The organism is Marinilactibacillus psychrotolerans (assembly GCF_900101525.1).
GTDB classification, from domain to species: Bacteria; Bacillota; Bacilli; order Lactobacillales; family Carnobacteriaceae_A; genus Marinilactibacillus; species Marinilactibacillus psychrotolerans.
In genome coordinates this window covers 25,678-44,744 of sequence record NZ_FMZD01000011.1, presented here as the reverse complement: position 1 = coordinate 44,744, position 19,067 = coordinate 25,678, and the positions used below count along the sequence as shown (strand labels likewise).

The 19,067-nt window shown below is 34.3% G+C and carries 17 protein-coding genes and 1 pseudogene; 2 read left to right on the top strand and 16 right to left on the bottom strand.

Annotation, left to right across the window (positions count from 1 at the left end):
* Nucleotides 1-123: 123 nt before the first annotated feature.
* The 5 genes from BLT22_RS07425 to BLT22_RS07405 form a co-directional block, all read right to left on the bottom strand.
* Nucleotides 124-1,557, bottom strand: a complete 1,434-nt coding sequence (locus BLT22_RS07425; RefSeq protein ID WP_176935386.1) for a 6-phospho-beta-glucosidase — start codon at nucleotides 1,555-1,557, stop codon at nucleotides 124-126.
* Between the two features lie 152 nt (nucleotides 1,558-1,709).
* Entirely contained in the window at nucleotides 1,710-1,997 is a 288-nt protein-coding gene (locus BLT22_RS07420; protein WP_091762093.1) for a class A sortase, read from the bottom strand.
* A gap of 44 nt (nucleotides 1,998-2,041) precedes the next feature.
* A complete protein-coding gene (locus BLT22_RS07415) occupies nucleotides 2,042-2,344 on the bottom strand; it encodes a DUF5316 family protein (RefSeq protein WP_091762091.1) in 303 nt (100 codons plus the stop codon).
* A 306-nt stretch (nucleotides 2,345-2,650) separates the two neighbouring features.
* On the bottom strand, nucleotides 2,651-3,334 hold the full coding sequence (locus BLT22_RS07410; protein ID WP_091896501.1) for an amino acid ABC transporter permease: 684 nt from the start codon (nucleotides 3,332-3,334) through the stop codon (nucleotides 2,651-2,653).
* 2 nt (nucleotides 3,335-3,336) lie between these two features.
* On the bottom strand, nucleotides 3,337-4,197 hold the full coding sequence (locus BLT22_RS07405) for a transporter substrate-binding domain-containing protein (RefSeq protein ID WP_091762087.1): 861 nt from the start codon (nucleotides 4,195-4,197) through the stop codon (nucleotides 3,337-3,339).
* A gap of 328 nt (nucleotides 4,198-4,525) precedes the next feature.
* On the opposite strand from BLT22_RS07405, the gene BLT22_RS07400 reads away from it, so the two are divergent.
* Nucleotides 4,526-5,371 (top strand): competence protein ComK, encoded by an 846-nt coding sequence (locus tag BLT22_RS07400; protein ID WP_091762085.1) that lies wholly within the window; start codon nucleotides 4,526-4,528, stop codon nucleotides 5,369-5,371.
* Nucleotides 5,372-5,435: 64 nt separating this feature from the next.
* On the opposite strand, the pseudogene BLT22_RS07395 reads toward BLT22_RS07400, so the two are convergent.
* The 5 genes and pseudogenes from BLT22_RS07395 to BLT22_RS07375 form a co-directional block, all read right to left on the bottom strand.
* Nucleotides 5,436-6,182, bottom strand: a pseudogene (locus BLT22_RS07395) (N-acetylmuramoyl-L-alanine amidase family protein); the annotation flags it as partial.
* Between the two features lie 104 nt (nucleotides 6,183-6,286).
* Complete coding sequence (locus tag BLT22_RS07390) at nucleotides 6,287-6,832, bottom strand: sigma-70 family RNA polymerase sigma factor (protein ID WP_176935382.1); 546 nt, start codon at nucleotides 6,830-6,832, stop codon at nucleotides 6,287-6,289.
* Between the two features lie 330 nt (nucleotides 6,833-7,162).
* Nucleotides 7,163-7,444 (bottom strand): nucleotidyltransferase domain-containing protein, encoded by a 282-nt coding sequence (locus BLT22_RS07385; RefSeq protein ID WP_218127254.1) that lies wholly within the window; start codon nucleotides 7,442-7,444, stop codon nucleotides 7,163-7,165.
* Nucleotides 7,431-8,198 carry a tyrosine-protein phosphatase gene (locus BLT22_RS07380; protein WP_091762079.1) on the bottom strand — a complete coding sequence of 256 codons (768 nt, stop codon included), beginning with the start codon at nucleotides 8,196-8,198 and terminating at the stop codon, nucleotides 7,431-7,433. Before BLT22_RS07380 ends, BLT22_RS07385 begins: the two co-directional genes overlap by 14 nt.
* A 56-nt stretch (nucleotides 8,199-8,254) precedes the next feature.
* Nucleotides 8,255-9,856: a DUF7309 domain-containing protein gene (locus tag BLT22_RS07375; RefSeq protein ID WP_091762077.1), complete on the bottom strand. Its 1,602-nt coding sequence runs from the start codon at nucleotides 9,854-9,856 to the stop codon at nucleotides 8,255-8,257.
* 377 nt (nucleotides 9,857-10,233) lie between these two features.
* Between BLT22_RS07375 and BLT22_RS07370 the strand changes: the two genes are divergently transcribed.
* Nucleotides 10,234-10,542, top strand: coding sequence for a PTS sugar transporter subunit IIB (locus BLT22_RS07370; protein ID WP_091762075.1), 309 nt, complete (start codon nucleotides 10,234-10,236; stop codon nucleotides 10,540-10,542).
* Between the two features lie 377 nt (nucleotides 10,543-10,919).
* On the opposite strand, the gene BLT22_RS07365 is transcribed toward BLT22_RS07370, so the two are convergent.
* The 6 genes from BLT22_RS07365 to BLT22_RS07340 all read right to left on the bottom strand — a co-directional run bounded on the left by BLT22_RS07365 (nucleotide 10,920) and on the right by BLT22_RS07340 (nucleotide 18,972).
* Entirely contained in the window at nucleotides 10,920-11,636 is a 717-nt protein-coding gene (locus BLT22_RS07365) for an MIP/aquaporin family protein (RefSeq protein ID WP_091762073.1), read from the bottom strand.
* Nucleotides 11,637-13,472 (bottom strand): type 1 glycerol-3-phosphate oxidase, encoded by a 1,836-nt coding sequence (gene glpO, locus BLT22_RS07360; protein WP_091762071.1) that lies wholly within the window; start codon nucleotides 13,470-13,472, stop codon nucleotides 11,637-11,639.
* 17 nt (nucleotides 13,473-13,489) lie between these two features.
* Nucleotides 13,490-14,995 carry a glycerol kinase GlpK gene (gene glpK / locus BLT22_RS07355; RefSeq protein ID WP_087059899.1) on the bottom strand — a complete coding sequence of 502 codons (1,506 nt, stop codon included), beginning with the start codon at nucleotides 14,993-14,995 and terminating at the stop codon, nucleotides 13,490-13,492.
* A gap of 501 nt (nucleotides 14,996-15,496) precedes the next feature.
* Nucleotides 15,497-15,697, bottom strand: a complete 201-nt coding sequence (locus tag BLT22_RS07350) for a hypothetical protein (RefSeq protein ID WP_091762069.1) — start codon at nucleotides 15,695-15,697, stop codon at nucleotides 15,497-15,499.
* A 478-nt stretch (nucleotides 15,698-16,175) separates the two neighbouring features.
* Entirely contained in the window at nucleotides 16,176-17,645 is a 1,470-nt protein-coding gene (locus BLT22_RS07345; RefSeq protein WP_091762068.1) for an AcpB/EbpR/MafR family transcriptional regulator, read from the bottom strand.
* Nucleotides 17,635-18,972: an FAD-dependent oxidoreductase gene (locus BLT22_RS07340; RefSeq protein ID WP_091762066.1), complete on the bottom strand. Its 1,338-nt coding sequence runs from the start codon at nucleotides 18,970-18,972 to the stop codon at nucleotides 17,635-17,637. Before BLT22_RS07340 ends, BLT22_RS07345 begins: the two co-directional genes overlap by 11 nt.
* Nucleotides 18,973-19,067: the final 95 nt, after the last annotated feature.

Genomic DNA, 19,067 nt, shown 5'->3' with positions numbered 1-19,067 from the left:
TGAGTTAGAAATAAAAGTGAAAAAAATACAGTCTCATTAACTTCATATAAATAGAGATTAATAGAGATTGTATTTTTCATTTAAAAGTTTATTTCATTTACTAATTGCTCTAGTGGATTTCTTTTATAACTCCTGCCCATTTGAAGTAATCACTCGCTTATACCAATAGAAAGAATCTTTTCGTCGTCTTTGAAGTGTTCCCTTGCCAAAATTATCTTTATCTACATGGATAAAACCGTATCGCTTTTCCATTTCGCCAGATCCAAAACTCACAATATCGATGATGCCCCATGGCGTATATCCTAGCAGTTCTACCCCGTCTTCAACTACTGCAAGTTTCATCTGCTCGATGTGTGCTTTTAAATACTCTATTCTATACTGATCATGAATTTTATTATCTTCTAATTTATCGTATGCTCCAAAACCATTTTCTACAATGAACATAGGAAGGTTGTATCGCTCATAAACTGCATTTAGTGTATATCTCAAACCAATAGGATCAATTTGCCAGCCCCAATCACTTGAGTTGACATAAGGATTTTCGACCCATTTTGTATTTGGAAAATCTAAGATCTCCTGCCCCTCGACTTCTGGTACAGTAGTAACTGCTCCTGACATATAATAACTAAATCCTATGAAATCTACTGTTCCCTCTTCTAAAATACGCTCTTCTTTGCTGCTCAATTCTATATGATAATTTTTTCTTTGCCAGTCTTTTTTTGCATACGTAGGAACTTTTCCTCTAGCATGAATATCACTGTAAAAAAAACGTCTTTCCATAACTTTAAGAGCAGCCATCTGATCAGCTGGGTTACTTGAATAGGGATAAATCGGTACATAGGCCATCATACATCCAATTTGAAAATCCGGATTGATTTTATGGCCTAATTTTACTACTCGTGCACTGGCAATCAGCTCATTAACAGCAGCTTGAAACACAATCGCTTCTTTATTTTCACTTTCGTTAAACTGAATTGCCGAATTGGTCCAAGTATGAAGAGTATGTTGTCCATCAGCTTGATTATTGATTTCATTAAAAGTCATCCAATATTTGACTTTATCTTTGTAACGGTTCATAACCGTTTCTGCATAATGCACAAAAAAATCAATTAACTTTTTATTTTTAAATCCTCCATATTTTTTATACAGTTCATAAGGGATTTCAAAATGACACAAAGTGATGACGGGCTCAATATCATTTTTCAATAGTTCATCGAATAAATCATCATAAAACTTTAATCCTTCTTCATTTGGCTCTGTCTCATCTCCAACAGGAAATATTCTAGTCCAATTAATAGAAGTTCGAAAAACTTTTAGTCCCATTTCTTTAAAATATTGAATATCTTCTTTGTATCTATGGTAAAAATCTATCGCTTCATGATTGGGATAATATTCTCCTTCTACTACTCCATCTGTAATCTTCCGGTCTACTCCATTAGATCCTGCCGTCATAACATCAGCAATACTAACCCCTTTACCTGCAACATTCCATGCCCCTTCTAGCTGATGAGCAGCTACTGCTCCACCCCATAAAAAATCTTCAGGAAACTGTTTCATTATTTCCACCCCTTCGATAACTATCTATATAATGTCTGTAAATGAATTATGTCTCAGAAATCTTAAGAAAGCAATACGCTAATACAATTTTATGAAAACGCTACCCCTTATTTCAGCCTAGGTATTTCTCTGAAGCTAATACAATTTTTGTTTCATGAATTCACTAAAGAGGCTTGAACAATCAGTCGTTCCGTACCATCATGATTACAAGTGACTAGTGTGAGTGTAGCGGTTTTAGTATCTTCAATAACATCTAGTCGATTTGGATCTACCATTATTATTTTATCGATACGATACTCATATTCTTTCTGCAAATCTTTCATGTAAATATGCATATCTTTTTTAACACGATGTAATGGGGAAAATAGAGTTTTTTTATCTCTCCAATTATGTCCTGCTAATGCATAATTACCTTTTCCCATAATCTGACTTTCTTTCATTCTTTCAATTTTTTCATTATGTTAAGATTGTATCATTTCCAAATTCAGTTAATAAGATACTGTAATAACAACACTAAGTAAAACGGAATAGCAATTATCAGGATGATTTGACTATAGTTCAGCGCTTGATTTGTATTTTCAGGGCTTGAATGATAACTCCCACGCTGTCTGTCTCCACTTACTAAAGCACCCGATAAAATTATGGCAAGAACAGTTAAAATAATTGAAGAATACCAGATTATGGTGTTGAAATCATAATTAGCAACTAAGGAGATTAGGTAAAATAGCATGATAATTACGATACTGACTATTAAAAGTTGAGACTTGGATATTTTGATTTTTTTCAATTTATACACTCCTTTATAGTAGAAAAACTAGATAGAAATAGTTATAAAATCAGATTATCTGTAGTTATTATATCATGTATTTGTTAAAAAGATCACAACAATAGATACTGCTGTAATCGACTGAAAATAGCACTTCGTTATTTATTAAAAAATATAATATACTAAAAGGATTTTATAGAATTATCTAATTTTTTGGTTTCATAACTCAAACAATAAATTATTTATTAAAACTCTTAGCGAGCTCTTTAGTGTTTCATGATAAAAAGACTTTCTCCTCATGTTAGGAGAAAGTCTTTTTATCAAATATTAATGTTGTTCTACATACTTAGAAGATACAATTTCAAGATAACTTTGCATGTACCCAAATATGCTGCAGACTGCCCAGTAAATCAATGCGACCATTATATACATTGTCATATAATCATATTCTCTTCCACCAACAATACGTGCATTTTGGAATAACTCATTAACAGTGATCATTGCTGCTAATGAAGTTCCTTTGATTACATCCAGCAGCACATTCCCAAGTGGAGGAACGGCGATTCTAATTGCTTGAGGTAAAATAATGGCACGCATCGTAACGATCTTATTCAAACCCAGTGCTTTAGCAGCTTCCCATTGTCCGTAGTCTACGGAAGAAATAGAAGATCTTAGAATTTCTGATATATATGCTGCTGAGTTAAGACTGAACCCGATTATTGCTGCGGTCATCGCATCGAATTGAACATTAATGAAAGGCAAGCCAAAATAAATTAGAAATAAAAATACTAAGGCAGGTGTTCCTCTCATGAATGAAACATAAACTCTTGCTAACCAGCCTACTACCCAGATACTAGACATACGCATTAAAGTTAGTACCATCCCTAGTATCATTCCGATTACTGTACTGATAATCGCAATAAACAAAGTCTTTGGTACTCCCGCCAAAAGGAAAGGTAATGTCTCCCAGGCAAGCTCCGGGTCAAAAATATATTCCCATTGAATCCCCATCATTATTCCTCAATTTCTATTGTCATAATATCCATGTCTTTTTCTTTTGTTACATCTTCACCATAAAAATATTCTTTAGATAATTCACTTAAAGTCCCATCAGAATGCATATCCTCAAGTGCTCCATCCACTGCTTCAGTCAGTTGATCATTACCCAGTTTCATTGAAAAGTTTGTATAACTTGGATTAAAAAAGAGATCTTCTTGAATCTTAACTGGAATCTCCGGAAAAGCTTTTAATGCCATTGTCTGACCATAGTAATCATTAATAATCACATCTGTTCGACCATTTGCAACATCCCAAAGATATTGATCATTTGTAGCATTATCATAAATTACAAGCTCTGCACCATACTGCTCAGCAATTTTCATATAAGAAGTAGTTGCTGCTCCTGCTGCCTTTTTACCGTCCAGATCTTCCATTGTTTCAATCCCTGAATTGTCTTCTTCTCTGACGATCATAGACATATAGGTATACTTATAAGGAATGGAATAATTAAATTTATCTGCATTTTCTCCCGCATGGCTAATACTTAGTGCTGCAATATCTTGCTGTTCACTATTAAGTGAGGTCAACATTCCATCAACACCCATCTCTGTAAATTCAACTTCCAGATCCAATCGTTCCCCAATTTCACGGAGTATTTCAACTTCAAAACCAGTCAACTCATTCGTTTCTTCATCATGATAAGAGTTTGGATAATACGTTCCTGATGTAGCTGCACGCAGCACACCCGCTTCTTGAATATCGTTCCAAGCATTGTCCTCACTACTTGTATCTTCTTCTGAATTATTTCCACATGCTGTCAGAAATAGCGCACTACCTAAAATAATCGTTGTAATTACTTTTCCTTTATTATTCATTTTTACTCTCCTTTTTTCAATGACTAATAGATTCTATCAGTCTTTTTAAGTGTTCGTCAAAATTTCAGAAGATTAAATTAACTATTTCCGATTTCAGAGTATATTTAGTTCTTAAATCCTTTAATACTAAAGCTTTTTATAAATGTAATAAAATACAAAATTGTATTTTATAATGATGGTTTTATTGTTCTCTAGTAAAATCTTATTATTTTTCAATCTCCGTTTGTGAATAACAACACAAATTTGTTATAATGATTTTACAAATAAATATTATCTCTTCATCAGTTTTATCGACTGATCTTGAGATATAAAGAGAGGAATAAGCCAAATGGAACAAACAAAAAAGATCCTTTATGATTTACAGAATACTATCTGTACCAACATGAGACTATCTGACGATAATAAAAAAGATTCCCCCTCTATTTATAGAAATTCAGCTGCTACCTTTCAAATTTGCTCAGAAGAGTTAAAAAATTACATAGATCAAGCCATTCCTTTAAAGAGAATCATTGTAGATAGTGAAACACTTTATGTTTGCGATATTTCAAACCTTACCGACAGCGATTATAACTCCCTCGTCTTTCAGTGCCGCGGTGATGTGTTGAAAAGTAGAGAAACGACCACACAAATTATGCACGCCTATTTTAATGATCATGTTTCTTATTCAATTATTCAAAATTTAGGTAGAGTCATTAACATTAATCGAAAATGTCCATATGTAGCTGGATCCATTGTTTTTGTTCCAGATAAAGGCCCTTCTAAACACCATGTTAATTGGATCGGATTGCATCATTTAAAAAATTATTCATCCTATAATGATAAAACGCTTTTAAGTTTCATCCACCATCATGAACTAATCATTAACTTGAATATCAAAAATGTCCATAAATTATTTGATCAAGCTATTCGTTTATACTTAGTTGAATTACAGATTTCTAGAGAGTGGCAATTATTATTTGCCCCTACACAAAATTTTGATACAGATACATTAGTACAAAGAAAAACGAGGTCTAAAATGAGTGGCGCTAATGCCCCCTCCCCTATTGGCTGGCATACAAAACTTGTCTATTCTTTATCATTCAAGATGGTTACTTTAACGCTTGGAGAAGATGATCCCTATTTAGAAGATATTAAAGAAGCCTTCGCATTAGTCGAAGACGAGATAGAAACTTGAATACTAATTTATAAAAGCCCTTCCGTTTCAATAAGAAATGGAAGGGCTTTATTCATTATCCTATTTAAATTACTTTTACATACTTAGGACTAGCAGTCAGGTAAAAAATTTCCCCTTTTGAATTTTTCACTTTGTATTGCTCTCCACTACCTACTCGCAACTTCTCAATAATTTCTGGAAATCCTTGTCCTTTTTGAAGTTGACCGTATACATCTTCATCTCTCCAACTAGGCTGATTATAGAAACGAAGTGTTCCCTTAAAAGTACTTTCCACTCTTTTTCCTATTGAACTAGAAGCTTGACTAGAATTTTTTAAACTCTGTTTTTCGAACGCTTTGACGGGCTGGTACTTTATACCGATTTTTTCGCAAATACCTGCAATTACGGACTCGGCTGCAGTATTAAAGTGGGATCTATGATTATAGTAATTAAAGTCCCTTTTATTATCTATAAATCCATACTCTACGATTACGGTTTCAGTTCGCCCAGTTAAACGATGCAAAAAATAATAGTCCACACCTGTACTGATCGATCTTTTAAATACTCTACGCAACGGTAAATCAGTTGTTGAAGCCAAGTGATCTGCTAAATTTTGTGCAAATATTGCTTTAGCATGCACGGAATGAATAGTCTCAATTCCTCTAGCTTTTCCATCATAAGCATTCCAGTGATTGGAAACACAGACATCATAGTGATTTTTAATCCGTGCAATTCGTTCTGTCGGAGTTAAAGTACTATCCTCTTTTCTTGTCATAGCCACTTTCGCACCTAATTCCTTCAATCGTTTGTACTGATAACGGCTGATTTCAAGTGCCCAGTCTTTTTATAGAACACCAAAACCATTTGCACCTGTGTCTGTTCCACCATGCCCTGCATCAATAATAATACTTTTGCTCATTTACATCCATCTCCTTATCATTTTTTTAACACATCCTGATAATGTTCAAGTTTTTTGGCTGCCTGTTTTCTCCAAGCGTATACTGTTTTCCGACTAACTTTTCGTTTCTTCGCAATTTCTGTAACCGTTAATTGTTCTATAACGGAATCTTTCAAATAATGTTGTTCTTTTTCTGAAAGACAGTTAAGCATAGAATAGAATAACTCCCAGACAACAAAATCTTCATCAAATACTTCTGGATTAATCATTCCCCATTCTTCATAAGATTCTGGTAATGCTTCTTCTCTTTCAAAAACCCTTTGCTCTTTTCTGATCTGATCTATAAGCGCCCAATAAACTTTACGATAAGCATATCCAGTAAACTGATAGAAATAGTCTTCATTGAATAAATTTTTTGGGAACTCTATATAAGCATCTACTAATTTTATACGACCAATTTGAACGAAATCATCAAAGTTGGCATGATTATAAGAGATTCTACACTTTTTGATTGCACCATAGACAATTGAATCGTGAACATAGAAAAAGTCTTGCTCCATTTCTTGTTTTAAAATTCTACTCATCTTTTTCCTCATTTTTCTGAAGATCTCCTGTTTAATTTATACAAGGCCTTGTATAGGTTCACTTTAAAAGGTTGAGCACTCTCATTCAAAGGAACAAAACGATCTAAATCAATGACAAATTCGTATTAATTGAACAAATTGAGTTGGATAAATGATAAACGTCATTTTATAGACGTTAATTTAATCAATTTCTTAATCAAAAAAATAGCTTTCCTATCCTCAGTAGAGAATAGAAAAGCTATTTTTATTTTGTTTATAGTAGATTGTGTTGAAAATCAAATGTTTATATAAGTAATCCACCTATGGTTTTGCATTAGTAAATTTATTTTCTTATTTAAACGATCTGAGATGTTCATATTTCAAAAGCGCTTGCCCTTCGTTAATAATCTGATCTTTTAAATCCTTATTTGACAAAGAATCATAGTGAACAACGTCCACATAATAAGGTATTGGGGCTTCTTCATTGAGTAAGCTACTAATATTCAAAACGTCCTCATACTGAATATCTTCCCCAACCAGTGCCAAATCAATGTCCGAACCAGTTCTTTCGTTCCCCATTGCTCGACTACCAAAAACTAATTTTTCATCTATAGATAAGCTAAAATAATCCAAAAAACTTTTTCTTTTCAATATTAGTAGGGGTAGGAGGTATGACAACATCTCCATTGATTAGATCTTTCGTTGTCTGATCAAACTGGTGCCACTTACGACGACCGAATTCTTTAATGACAAGATCATGCGCTTCTTTCATATGAAATGCTCGATTACCTGTATTATGAGCATCAGAAGCAATAAAATGAACAAGATCAGACTCTATCATCTGTTTACTCAATTTCTGTATTTGTTTTCCGAATCCGCCGGTATAACTAGCTGCGGTCAATTGAGCTAACGCTCCATGTTGGACTAATTCTTTTAACTTATGCGGGTCTTCTTGAATTATCCGGTTGCGTTCTGGATGTACAATCACGGGTATCTTTCCATTCGTTTGAAGATCATAAAATAAGCGTTCCGTATAATTTGGAATCGAAGCAGTTGGAAATTCTACCAAGAGATATTGTTGTAACTCATCTGTGAAAAGTAATGTATCTTTTTCTATATCTTCTAACATATTTCCATATATCCGTATTTCTTGACCTGGATAAATAGTTAACGGAATACCTTCACGGTCAATTTCAGACTGTACCTCTTTAACTAATGCAACGACCTTACGCTTCTCATTCATCCAATTACGATTCATGTGGTGTGGCGTAGCTAATAAATGAGTAATCCCTTCTGAAACAGCCAAGCGGGCCATTTCCAGAGAATCTTCGGTTGTATTAGCGCCATCGTCTATGTCAGGTAATATATGACAATGCAAGTCGATCATCTTTCTCGCTCCTTCAACTATCATCTTCTTTGATCATTTTTATTTTGACCAATAGGTTAACTAAATTCGTTTTCCAAATGTGAAACTACTTCATCAAATTCAGGCAGTCTTTCTCTCACAACCAGCTTAATGTCTGTTTTATTACAGAAATCCTCTAAAACCCATTCGATAGTCTGAGTTCTGATAATGATTTCTTTCGGTCTCATATCTTTGCATACTTCGACTACACACTCCAGAATATGTTTCGGATTTTCCTTCGTTTCTGGATACGTTACGGCATTTAACACTTCCATACTTTCTTCTTCTACACATAAGGTAATCATTGGATAGTAAGGTCTTTCTTCTGGATATTCTTGTAAAATAGCCGGTGCATGTACGGCATCAACTTGTAATGACAGAGGGCTCTTTGGAGCCTTTTTTATTTGATGTAGCACAAGGTCATTTTCAAAAATATAAGGATCCTGTTCAAACAAACTCTGCAAGTCAGGTAATGGACGCTCGCTTGTCTCCCATTTTCCATCTTGTTTGTAACGACTGGTAACAAGACCATCCATCAAACGGGGTAGTTCATCTGCATACGTCAGGTTATTTAGGATTGTCAAAACTTGATTTAGAATAAGTGTAGCTCGCTTTACTTCTGCTTGCGAAAGTATAGACCATGGTACAAATCCAGGTGTGTGTTTCATAATTTCCGGTAAAAGATAGTACTGATTCTCAACCAGACCCAACTTTTGTAACCTATCATAATTATCTGTTTCTATTTCACTTCGGCTGACATAAGAAAGCAATAAACAATCTTGGATAGATTTTAGTTGGTATTCAGGAATAAAATGATCTACTGAATAAACTTTTACCAGACTTTTTAACCCCTTATCCCCTTCAAATAAACCAATTCCAGAAAATTCTCCTAGCCTGCCCATAACAGAACAATAAGTCCATTCTTCAGATTCTGGATCCTTAACAGCAATCAGTTCATCATCATCAATTTTTCTCCAAGGTGTTTCTTTTTTGATTTTATCGACTACTTCATAAAAAGCTATCCAATCTTTTTGGGAAGGCAAGTTTTTCTCGGTTAGTGTTTCATCTGATCCAGTAGATACTAAATAAGATTCTTCCAGTTTACTACGCTCATCCCAAATCTCTAACCAATTTTCAGCTGGAAAAAAAGCTTTCCCATTTTTTACTCTGGGTGTCTCTGACAACGCGATTGTAACCTCAACAGGATCGAAACTGGTTGTTCCCTCTTCATATAATATGTTTTGAGCATCTATGGTGACAGCGGACAACGGACCTGTCTTTGCACGACTGATCGTTTTAGTTAAGATAGGTGGTTCAAGATCCTCCAGATATTCAAAAACAATCTGCTTATCGATTTTTTGTTTAAGCATGACTTCCCCTAATACATTCTCAAAACCTTCAAAGGCTTCGTATATATTATCCAGGTCAAATAATCCGACTACGACAGGAAAGCTCGTCAAATCATTTATGAATGTTGCGATATAACTTCCGTCTACTTCAGTTAACGAAGCGTGCCAATCATTTAATTCATCTTGATTAGTTACTTTGTCCACTGGCTGTACAGGTAACGGATCAAAATCAAGCAGCTTTGAACTTTTATTCAACATATCTAGCAACTTTTTCGTACAATGAAATCTCATTTTAATTCCGCCCTTATTATGATCAATTTGGCTAAATCTATGCATTATATTAATGTTACTTATAAATTATGATCACTTAATAATCTAAGTTTAATTGTCTAGGGTCTAATATGCAATCATTAATCCTCTAAAGTGATATTCTTTTTTTAACTTCTAAATAGTTATACATCAAGAAATATCCTATTTCTAGTATTACTTTTCTAATCTTGCATATAGTATAAATATTTTTATATAAGAGACTATAATTGAAATGAATATTTATTTAATGTATAAATAAGATACAGATGGTAAGCGTTATCAATTAACTAGCTTTTTTTTACGCTTCTACTATTTATATTTGCTTGATGATTTTCAAAATGACAAAGGAGAGATGTCTAATGAAAACAATTATGTTAGTTTGTGCAGCTGGTGTTAGTACTGGTATGCTGGTTTCAAATATGCAAAAAGCAGCAAAAGAAAAGGATGTCGAAACGGATATTTTCGCAGTTTCACCTAACGAGGCAGACGGATATTTATCTACAAAAGATATTGATATTGTATTATTAGGTCCCCAAGTGAAATTTTTGAAAGATCAGTTAAAAGAAAAAATTTCTAATAAAAATATTCCGATTGAAATCATTGATATGCGAGATTTTGAGCATATGGATGGCGCAGCAATCTTAGATAGAGCTTTGAAACTTGTATAATCAATCTTCATTTCCTGAATAACTCAACAAAATTTATAGCGAAAGGATTGAGTCATCTTTAAATAGATGATTCAATCCTTTTGTACTCTTATAAATTTCATCAAGTTATACTCTTGGTTAATTGAATAACTCTATTTTTTTAATATAATCATTTTTTACTGTTGTATTTAACCGAGCATGATAAAGCAGCATGTTCAATAAATAGTTTTAACTATTTGAAAAGGACAGAACTACTTCTTTTTTTAATTTCTACCAGCATTCTAATCACATAAAAATCGACCGGCTTAGTTTGGTTAAATGCCAAATCATAGCCAGTCGATTGATTACTTTAAGTCGCCTCTTATTTTAATTATTCAATTATTCAATTATTTATAAGCTTAAACTATTACCATGTAAAGCAATGCGGCAAGAACAGCACCTAACATTGGAGCGGCTACTGGAATCCAAGAATATCCCCAGTTTGATCCGCCTTTATTTTTTAAGGGTAAAAAGGCATGTGCAATACGTGGACCTAAGTCACGAGCAGGGTTGATTGCGTAACCCGTAGAACCTCCAAGTGAAAGACCAATTGATAGAATTAACACACCAACGACTAAAGGATTTAACCCATCAGTAAATGAGTTTTGACCAAATGCCATGATTCCGAATACTAATACAAATGTTCCGATAGCTTCTGACATTACATTACTGACAGTGTCATAAATTTCTGGCGCAGTTGCAAATGTACCTAAAATTGCTCCTTGATCAGTTGTTTCTCTAAAGTGAGCTAGGTAGGTTAACCATACTAATACTGCACCTACGATTGCTCCAGTAGTTTGTGCTAAGATAAACGGTATAACCATTGCCCATTCTAAATTACCAATCATTGCCATACCAAGCGTTACCGCTGGGTTTAAATGAGCGGGTCCCATAAAACCAGCGATATAGACGGCCATCGCTACACCAGCTCCCCATCCCATTGTAATGGCAACCCATCCTGCTCCTTCAGCTTTACTTTTTTTCAAGCTGACAGCAGCAACAACACCGTCACCAAGCAAAATTAATATCATTGTTCCTAAAAACTCACTAAATATCGTTAACATATCTCCAGTCATCTACTTTTTATCTCCTTTTAAGTGTTTTAAATCAGATTCAGCAATTGCTACTTCTAATTCTTTAGTATAGTTAGCTTTTAATTCATCTGACCAATCATTATAACGAGCCATTTCTCTAATCACTGATTCCTTTATGCTATCTAAAGTATCCCGTTTAAACAGCATGTGGTTTGTGCGACGAATCAAGAAATCACTCGGTGTCAATGTCATCTCTTCATCCATAGCATATCTTAAGCTAACCGCTTCTGCTGCGTTCAATCCTGCTACTTTTTCTACATCGTCTAGTAGAGAGAATACTCTAGGTGCATTCGAGCCATATAAATTTGCCAAATATAGTGCTTCTGATTCACTTAATCCTTTTTCGATTCCAATTTGTGCTAATTTTTCTGTTTCTTCTTCTACTTTTGAAGGGTCAATATTTCCACCTGAAACTGGGTATTTAGTGGAATCTATCAGTTCATAAGCCAAGCTGTAGTCTTGCTCTAATATTTCAATAACCTTTTTCATAGCACCAAGCGCCATCTTACGATAGTCTGTTATTTTCCCGCCTGCTACTGTTAACAATCCATCTTCATCAATATCCAAAGTACTACCACGAGAGATTGCAGAAGGATTAAAATCAGATTCAGAATTACTTGTTTCAATATTTTTAAGGGCACTTTCTACTTCGTTCCGATCCGTTTGACCTTCTTGATATTTTGTAATAGTAGAAAGGATATGATCGAAACTTTCATCTGTAACAGCTTGGTTATTTCCACCATTATAATCCGAACCACCATTTGTAGAAATCAATGGTCTTAATCCTGCCCAACTTGATTCAATATCATCGATGGTAAGCTTCGCTGAAGGATAATGAGTATTAACAACCTCTAACAAATAGTCGACGTCATCTTGTTCAACGATTGGATGTGCAAAATCTCCATTATAATCTGTATCCGTTGTTCCAAAGTAAGTCTTTTCTTCACGAGGAATCACAAACACCATTCTGCCATCTTTTTTACCTGTATCGAAATAAGTGGGTTGTGGTACTTGTAATTTTTCTCGATCAACCACTAAGTGAACACCTTTAGTCGGTCTCATTTGAGGAAGAACATCTAGTTTATTATCCATTTGACGAATCGTATCAGACCAAGGACCAGTTGAGTTCAACACAACACGTGCGTTGATTTCAAACCTTTCTCCTGATAATAGATCCTCTACTTCCGCTCCTGAAACCTTACCTTTCTCATCATGTAAGATCCCTATCACTTTCATCCGACTAACCATATGTCCACCGTCTGCAGCAGCTTGTTTAATATTTTCAATCACTAAGCGGGCATCATTATTCCGGAAATCCAAGTAAACGCCTGCCCCTAGTAATCCTTTAGGGTTGAGTTGTGGAAGCCGTTCAAGGACTTCTTCTTTTGTCAAAGTATAGTTAGCATATTTTGTTCCGGTAACGCCTGCCAAGCGATCATATAAATCCATTGCAACTTTTAATGAAAACATTGAAAAGGTTGAACCCGGTTCATCATAAATCGGTAGGATCATTGGATCAGCTTTAGGAATATGTGGCGCAACTCCTTGTACGACAGCTCGTTCTTGAACAGTATCTGCTACAACTTCTACATCGAAGTTTTTCAAGTAACGGATTCCACCATGAACTAATTTAGTAGAGCGAGAAGAGGTTCCTTCTGCAAAATCCTGCATTTCTACTAATCCAGTTTTTAGTCCAGAAGCGCTGGCTTGCAAGGCAATTCCAGCACCTGTGATTCCGCCTCCAATGATCAAGACATCAAGAGTTTCTTCTTTTAAAGTTTGGATATCTTGCTTTCTTCGTTCAATTGAGAAATTCATACTTCTATTTCCTCCTTTTACGCTTCTGGTTTGAATACTTGCGTAGCCTTAACAGCTAATCTCCAGTTTTTGTATAATTTTTCACGTTCAGCTTCTGGCATTTGTGGTTCAAAAATGCCGCCTTCTTCATACATATTTTTAATTTCATCTACACTTTCCCAGAACCCAACAGCTAAACCAGCTAAGTAAGCTGCTCCTAAAGCTGTTGTTTCTAAATTGTGAGCACGTTGGACTTTAGTACCCAAGATATCCGCTTGGAATTGTAATAGCCAGTCGTTATTTGCAGCTCCACCATCTACTTTGAGTAATGGAATATCAATGCCAGCATCTTTGTTCATAGTGTCGATTACATCACGAGTCTGATAAGCAATGGACTGCAAAGTAGCTTTGACAAAGTCAGCTTTAGATGTGCCACGAGTTAATCCAAATACTGATCCTCGAGCATCTGAGTCCCAATAAGGTGCACCAAGTCCAGTAAAGGCTGGTACCACAAATACTTCATTATCATTTTCAGAAGTTTTCGCAATAGCTTCAGAATCAGCTGAATTTTCTAGCATTTTTAATCCATCACGCAACCATTGAATAGAAGATCCAGCTACGAAAATACTTCCTTCTAATGCATAGTGGATTTTACCATTAATACCATACCCTATTGTGGTAAGTAGATTATTTTCTGACAGCTGTGGTTTTTCTCCAGTGTTCATTACGATAAACGACCCTGTTCCGTATGTGTTTTTTACCATACCTGGTTCGAAAGCCATTTGACCAAATAGTGCTGCTTGCTGGTCACCAGCCATTCCTGAGATTGGTGTGTTCGCTCCATAGAAATGGTAGTTAGTAGTATGTCCATATACTTCTGAATTAGACTTCACTTCTGGCATGATCGCATTTGGAATATTTAATAAATCCAAGATATCTTGATCCCATTCTAATTTGTGGATATTGTATAACATCGTACGACTAGCATTTGAATAGTCAGTAACAAATGATTCGCCACCTGTCAATTTCCATACCAGCCATGTATCAACTGTCCCAAACATCAATTCACCTTTTTCAGCACGTTCTTGCGCACCTTCTACGTGATCTAGAATCCAGCGAATTTTGGTTGCTGAGAAATAGGAGTCAATAATCAAGCCTGTTTTTTCATGAATCATCTCTGAATGTCCCTCTTCATAAAGCTTAGTAGCAATAGGCGCAGATTGACGAGATTGCCAGACAACAGCGTTATAAATTGGGAGACCTGTTTTTTTGTCCCAGATAATCGTTGTTTCACGTTGATTCGTAATTCCTATTGCTGCAATTTCATCTGGTTTGACACCGGATTCAATAAATGCCCCAGCAATTACTGACTGTACTGAGTTCCATATTTCATTTGGATTATGTTCTACCCAACCACTTTGTGGAAAGATTTGAGTAAATTCTTTTTGCGAGCTTCCTATTGTGTTTGTTTTTTTATCATAAATAATTGCTCTCGAACTCGTTGTACCTTGGTCAATTGACATCACATATTTTTTTTCTGCCATTTTAATTTCCTCCTTGTGTATGCAAGCGATTTCTTTACATTCTTATTGTAACCGTTTTTTTGTTTAAAAAAATGTCAGCTTTTTTTAACTTTTTAAATTTTTTGAGAGAATTTTGGATAATAAGTTCTAAAAGCCTACAGTATCAATGAGTATGTGACTATTAAATTAAAAATTTTCAACCTAAAAAAACAAGCTCAGTATTTACTGTAGCTTGTTCTAGGAGTTTAGCTTTTGAATGATTTGTAGAAGAACATTTATAAATTTGAATAAGGTATCAGATAGTTTAACGCTGCAGCTACTTCCAGCAAAATAGGCTTCTGTATTAATACCTTACTTTCTTCATTACCCTAAAATAATTGAGTAGAATAAATTTTTGTATTTCAGAAAATTTTTCATCATAATCAATTTTCAAGTTATTCTCAGCTATTAATAGTTTTTTTTCAAGTTAATATAATAAAAAGAAGCCCCGTTAAGGACTTCTTTGTCAAGATTCATGTATGATTAAATGTGCCCAATTTTTTTCCCATTACGTTCTTTTTCCCATCGCAATAAAGTTTTTTTCTCGGAGAAATTTCTTGGACGTTTGCGACCAGTACTATAAGAAATTTTATGCGATAATCGTTCACTCAATAGTTTAGACTCCAGTAAAGTCATGCCTTTCGGAACTTCTTTTTTATCTAATTTGACTTTTATATCTGACATCGTCCACTCCTCCTTTTTTTTATTATAACATATTTATTTAAAATCATGAAAATACTTATTCATTAATTATTTTCAAGAAGTGTTTAGTTTTGGTAACCATAAAGATTAAATTCTTTTTTTTTAAATCACTACTAATTTTGAATGTGTTTTCCAATATTTTTCTATTTTAAGTTCATTCTTAATAAAAGTTAAATACTTAGTACAATTATAAACCGAGATCCCTAAAACTCTAAATCTTTTTATTATAAATATTATTTGATACAAAAATTCCTGTTTCACAATAAATCTATTAATGAAACTAAAGTGTAAGATATTCTATAATGATGGAAAATAATGAGATAATCATAGCTTATTTTATATCTATTTCACAATCCCTTCTGCTTGGTTACGTGACAATGTACATTTGATATACTCATAAAATATAAATTTCAAAATTTTCAACCTAAAAAAACAAGCTCAGTATTTACTGTAGCTTGTTTTAGGAGTTCAGCTTTTGAATAATCATCTGAATATTTTTCAAATCAAAAGATGACAAGATTTCTGAAAGGACATATACTTTGGCATCACCATATTGAACTTTTTGACTTGGCTGTTCGTTCGTTAGAATCAGGTCATATTCTTTATCAGGTTGATAAGTTTCTACCTTAATGCCGTTTATATGCCGCATATTCAGCATCAACATCTGATTTAAAGTTTCGGTATAAATGGTTTCCATTTTTAAATCAATCCCGATTTGTACAATAGTCGTCATTTTAAAAGTAACGATAGCTAGTAAACTAATGTACTTCAGTAGTTCCATCTTCAATAAACTATTTTCCACATCTTCATTAACCATGAATTTTTTTGTACTGGTCGTCAACAATGTCTGAGCAAAGGACACCAAATTTCTACCCGTAAATTGTTTTTCTTTACCTAGCATTTCTTCGTATTCATAGACTTCAATATCCCCTTTGAAAAAATAGAGCTTTGTATGGATATGAGATAAATGATAAAACATATCACGTTCCAGCATATAAGGTAATCTGCGGAATTTGTAATGGATAATAATGGTTTCTACAATGTAAGTATCCAAGGAAGCAATGGGAGCCCGACGATCGCGCATTAGTGTATATTCATGAAATTCATGTTCCGTCAGTATTGAAAAGGCTAATAAAAATGCAAAATGCAACATAGCTTCTTCCTCATCAACTTCAATTGAATATCGGCTGAAGTAGCGTAAAACCATGATTCGGATTTTCTGGTATAACGGATCTTCTAAATACGGCTGCATCTGTTTGTGTACATACTGATACTTCTTTTCTCTACTATTAACACGGTTTTTACTGATAATCATCCAGATAACTAATCGTTGTCTATTTTCTGATTCAATTGTGACTTTCAGAAAATTTTCTACAGCTTGTACTGCTTGAGTGATTTGATTATCCAAATGCGAATCAACAAAATCTTCCTTATTTTCAATAAAATTATAGAATTGAAAGTAGAAATATCGAATCTGCAATTCTTCTCCATGTAACTGTCCATTTCGGATTTTAATTCCAAATTCTTTCAAATAGTTGTTCAGTTCTTTTATCTTGCGAAATAAAGAAGAGTCGCTGATGGCTAGCTCTTCTGTCAACTGCATAATGGAAAATTCCTGATATTTGAATAGAAAATTGATTAACTTTACTTTTACTGACTGATTCAAATAAAGATAATAAATTTGTTGAAGAGAATATTCATTGCTCACTTCCAGAGAAATTCCCTGTCCATCATATTCAATGTTCACTTGATCTGATAAAGAACCGATTCGAGAAGAAATAGAATCTAGATCATTGTCTAATGATGCTTTAGCCACTTTTAGATAATCCAGCATTTCTACATAAGAAAGGCTGCCACCATTTAAAATGAGTTGTTTAAAAATCGTAACTTCTCTAATTTCATTTTTTTCAAGAAAATGTTCAATTTTCATTTACATCGTCCCTCATTTCTTGCCAAGAAACGTAATTGGTTGCTGACAACATGGGAGAATAGGAAGGATGAAAGAAATAATCTTTCTGTTGTAAATCTTCTAACGTCTGATTTGTTTGAATAGCTAATGCTAACGTATTGATTTTTTCTAATATATCTGTGGTAGAAAGCATTTGTGCGCCCAGTAAAGCATGGGTGTCCGCATCATAGATCCATTTCATCATCACAGTATCTGTTTCTGGTAAACTCGTTAGCTTCACTTCTTGACGAGCGGTTTTAATCGCTTGACCGGTAAACAAGCTTTCTGCTTCAGTTATTCCTGTACTAGCAATATAATAACCAAATGCAGAAGTCCCTATTGTACGAAGAGAACCTTTAAATGGAACTTTTGGCTGGACAAGATTTTGGGCTGCTACCATACCAGTCCGAACTGCATTATTTACAAGTGGAATATAAACCATTTCATCTTCTTCTCCAAAGGTCAGCTGAATACAATCTCCTACAGCAAATACATCTTCCACAGATGTTTGCATATAGCGATCAACTGCTATAGTCTGATCCATGTGGAGTTGAATGTGTTCATCCAAAAAGTGCAGGTCTGGTCTCACATTTACACTTAAGATAACGGCCTCACTTTTAATTTTTTCTTTCTGTATCTGAACTCTTACCTGTTGGTTTTCCACTTCTTCTATAGAAGAAACAGTCTGCTGCAAACGCAAATCAATTCCCTCTTCAAGCATTTTCTGTTGTAAAGGTTGGATCATCTCTTTATCAAAATATTTAAATAGCACATAATCCATACTTTCGATAAGCGTCACTTGCTTATGCTGTTTTTTTAGCAGATCAGCTGCTTCTACACCAACCTGACCGCCGCCAATAATCGTGACACTTTGACTAGCTCCGACTTTGGCTATAGCCATTTCCGCTTCATAACGACCTTTGTATTTTAAGACAGTTTCACTATCACTGCCTTTGATTTTTTGAGATAACTGACTTGATCCTGTTGCGATAATCAGTTTATCATAAGCCATTGTGCCTTCTTTTTCATTATGAAGATACTCTACCTCTTTTTTAACCGTATTGATCTTTTCAACAGCAGTGTTCATAGAACATTGAATACTTCTTTGTTCCAATTCCTCTTTTGTAAAGAAGTAAGCAGAATCTAAATGATCAATTTTATTTCCCCAGTAAAGATGAAGGCCATTTGGAATGTAGCCTAATCTATCCTTTTTTTCTAACAAAATAACTTCTGCATTAAGATGTTTACTCTGTACTTCTAACGCTGCAGCTATTCCAGCATAAGATGCACCAATAATGACAACTTTCATTCCATTACCCCTCGTTCATCCATTTTCAATTAGTATAACACAGTGAGTAAAGCATTCGAATAACAGAAATTGAACTAACTGAAGATAAATTAGTT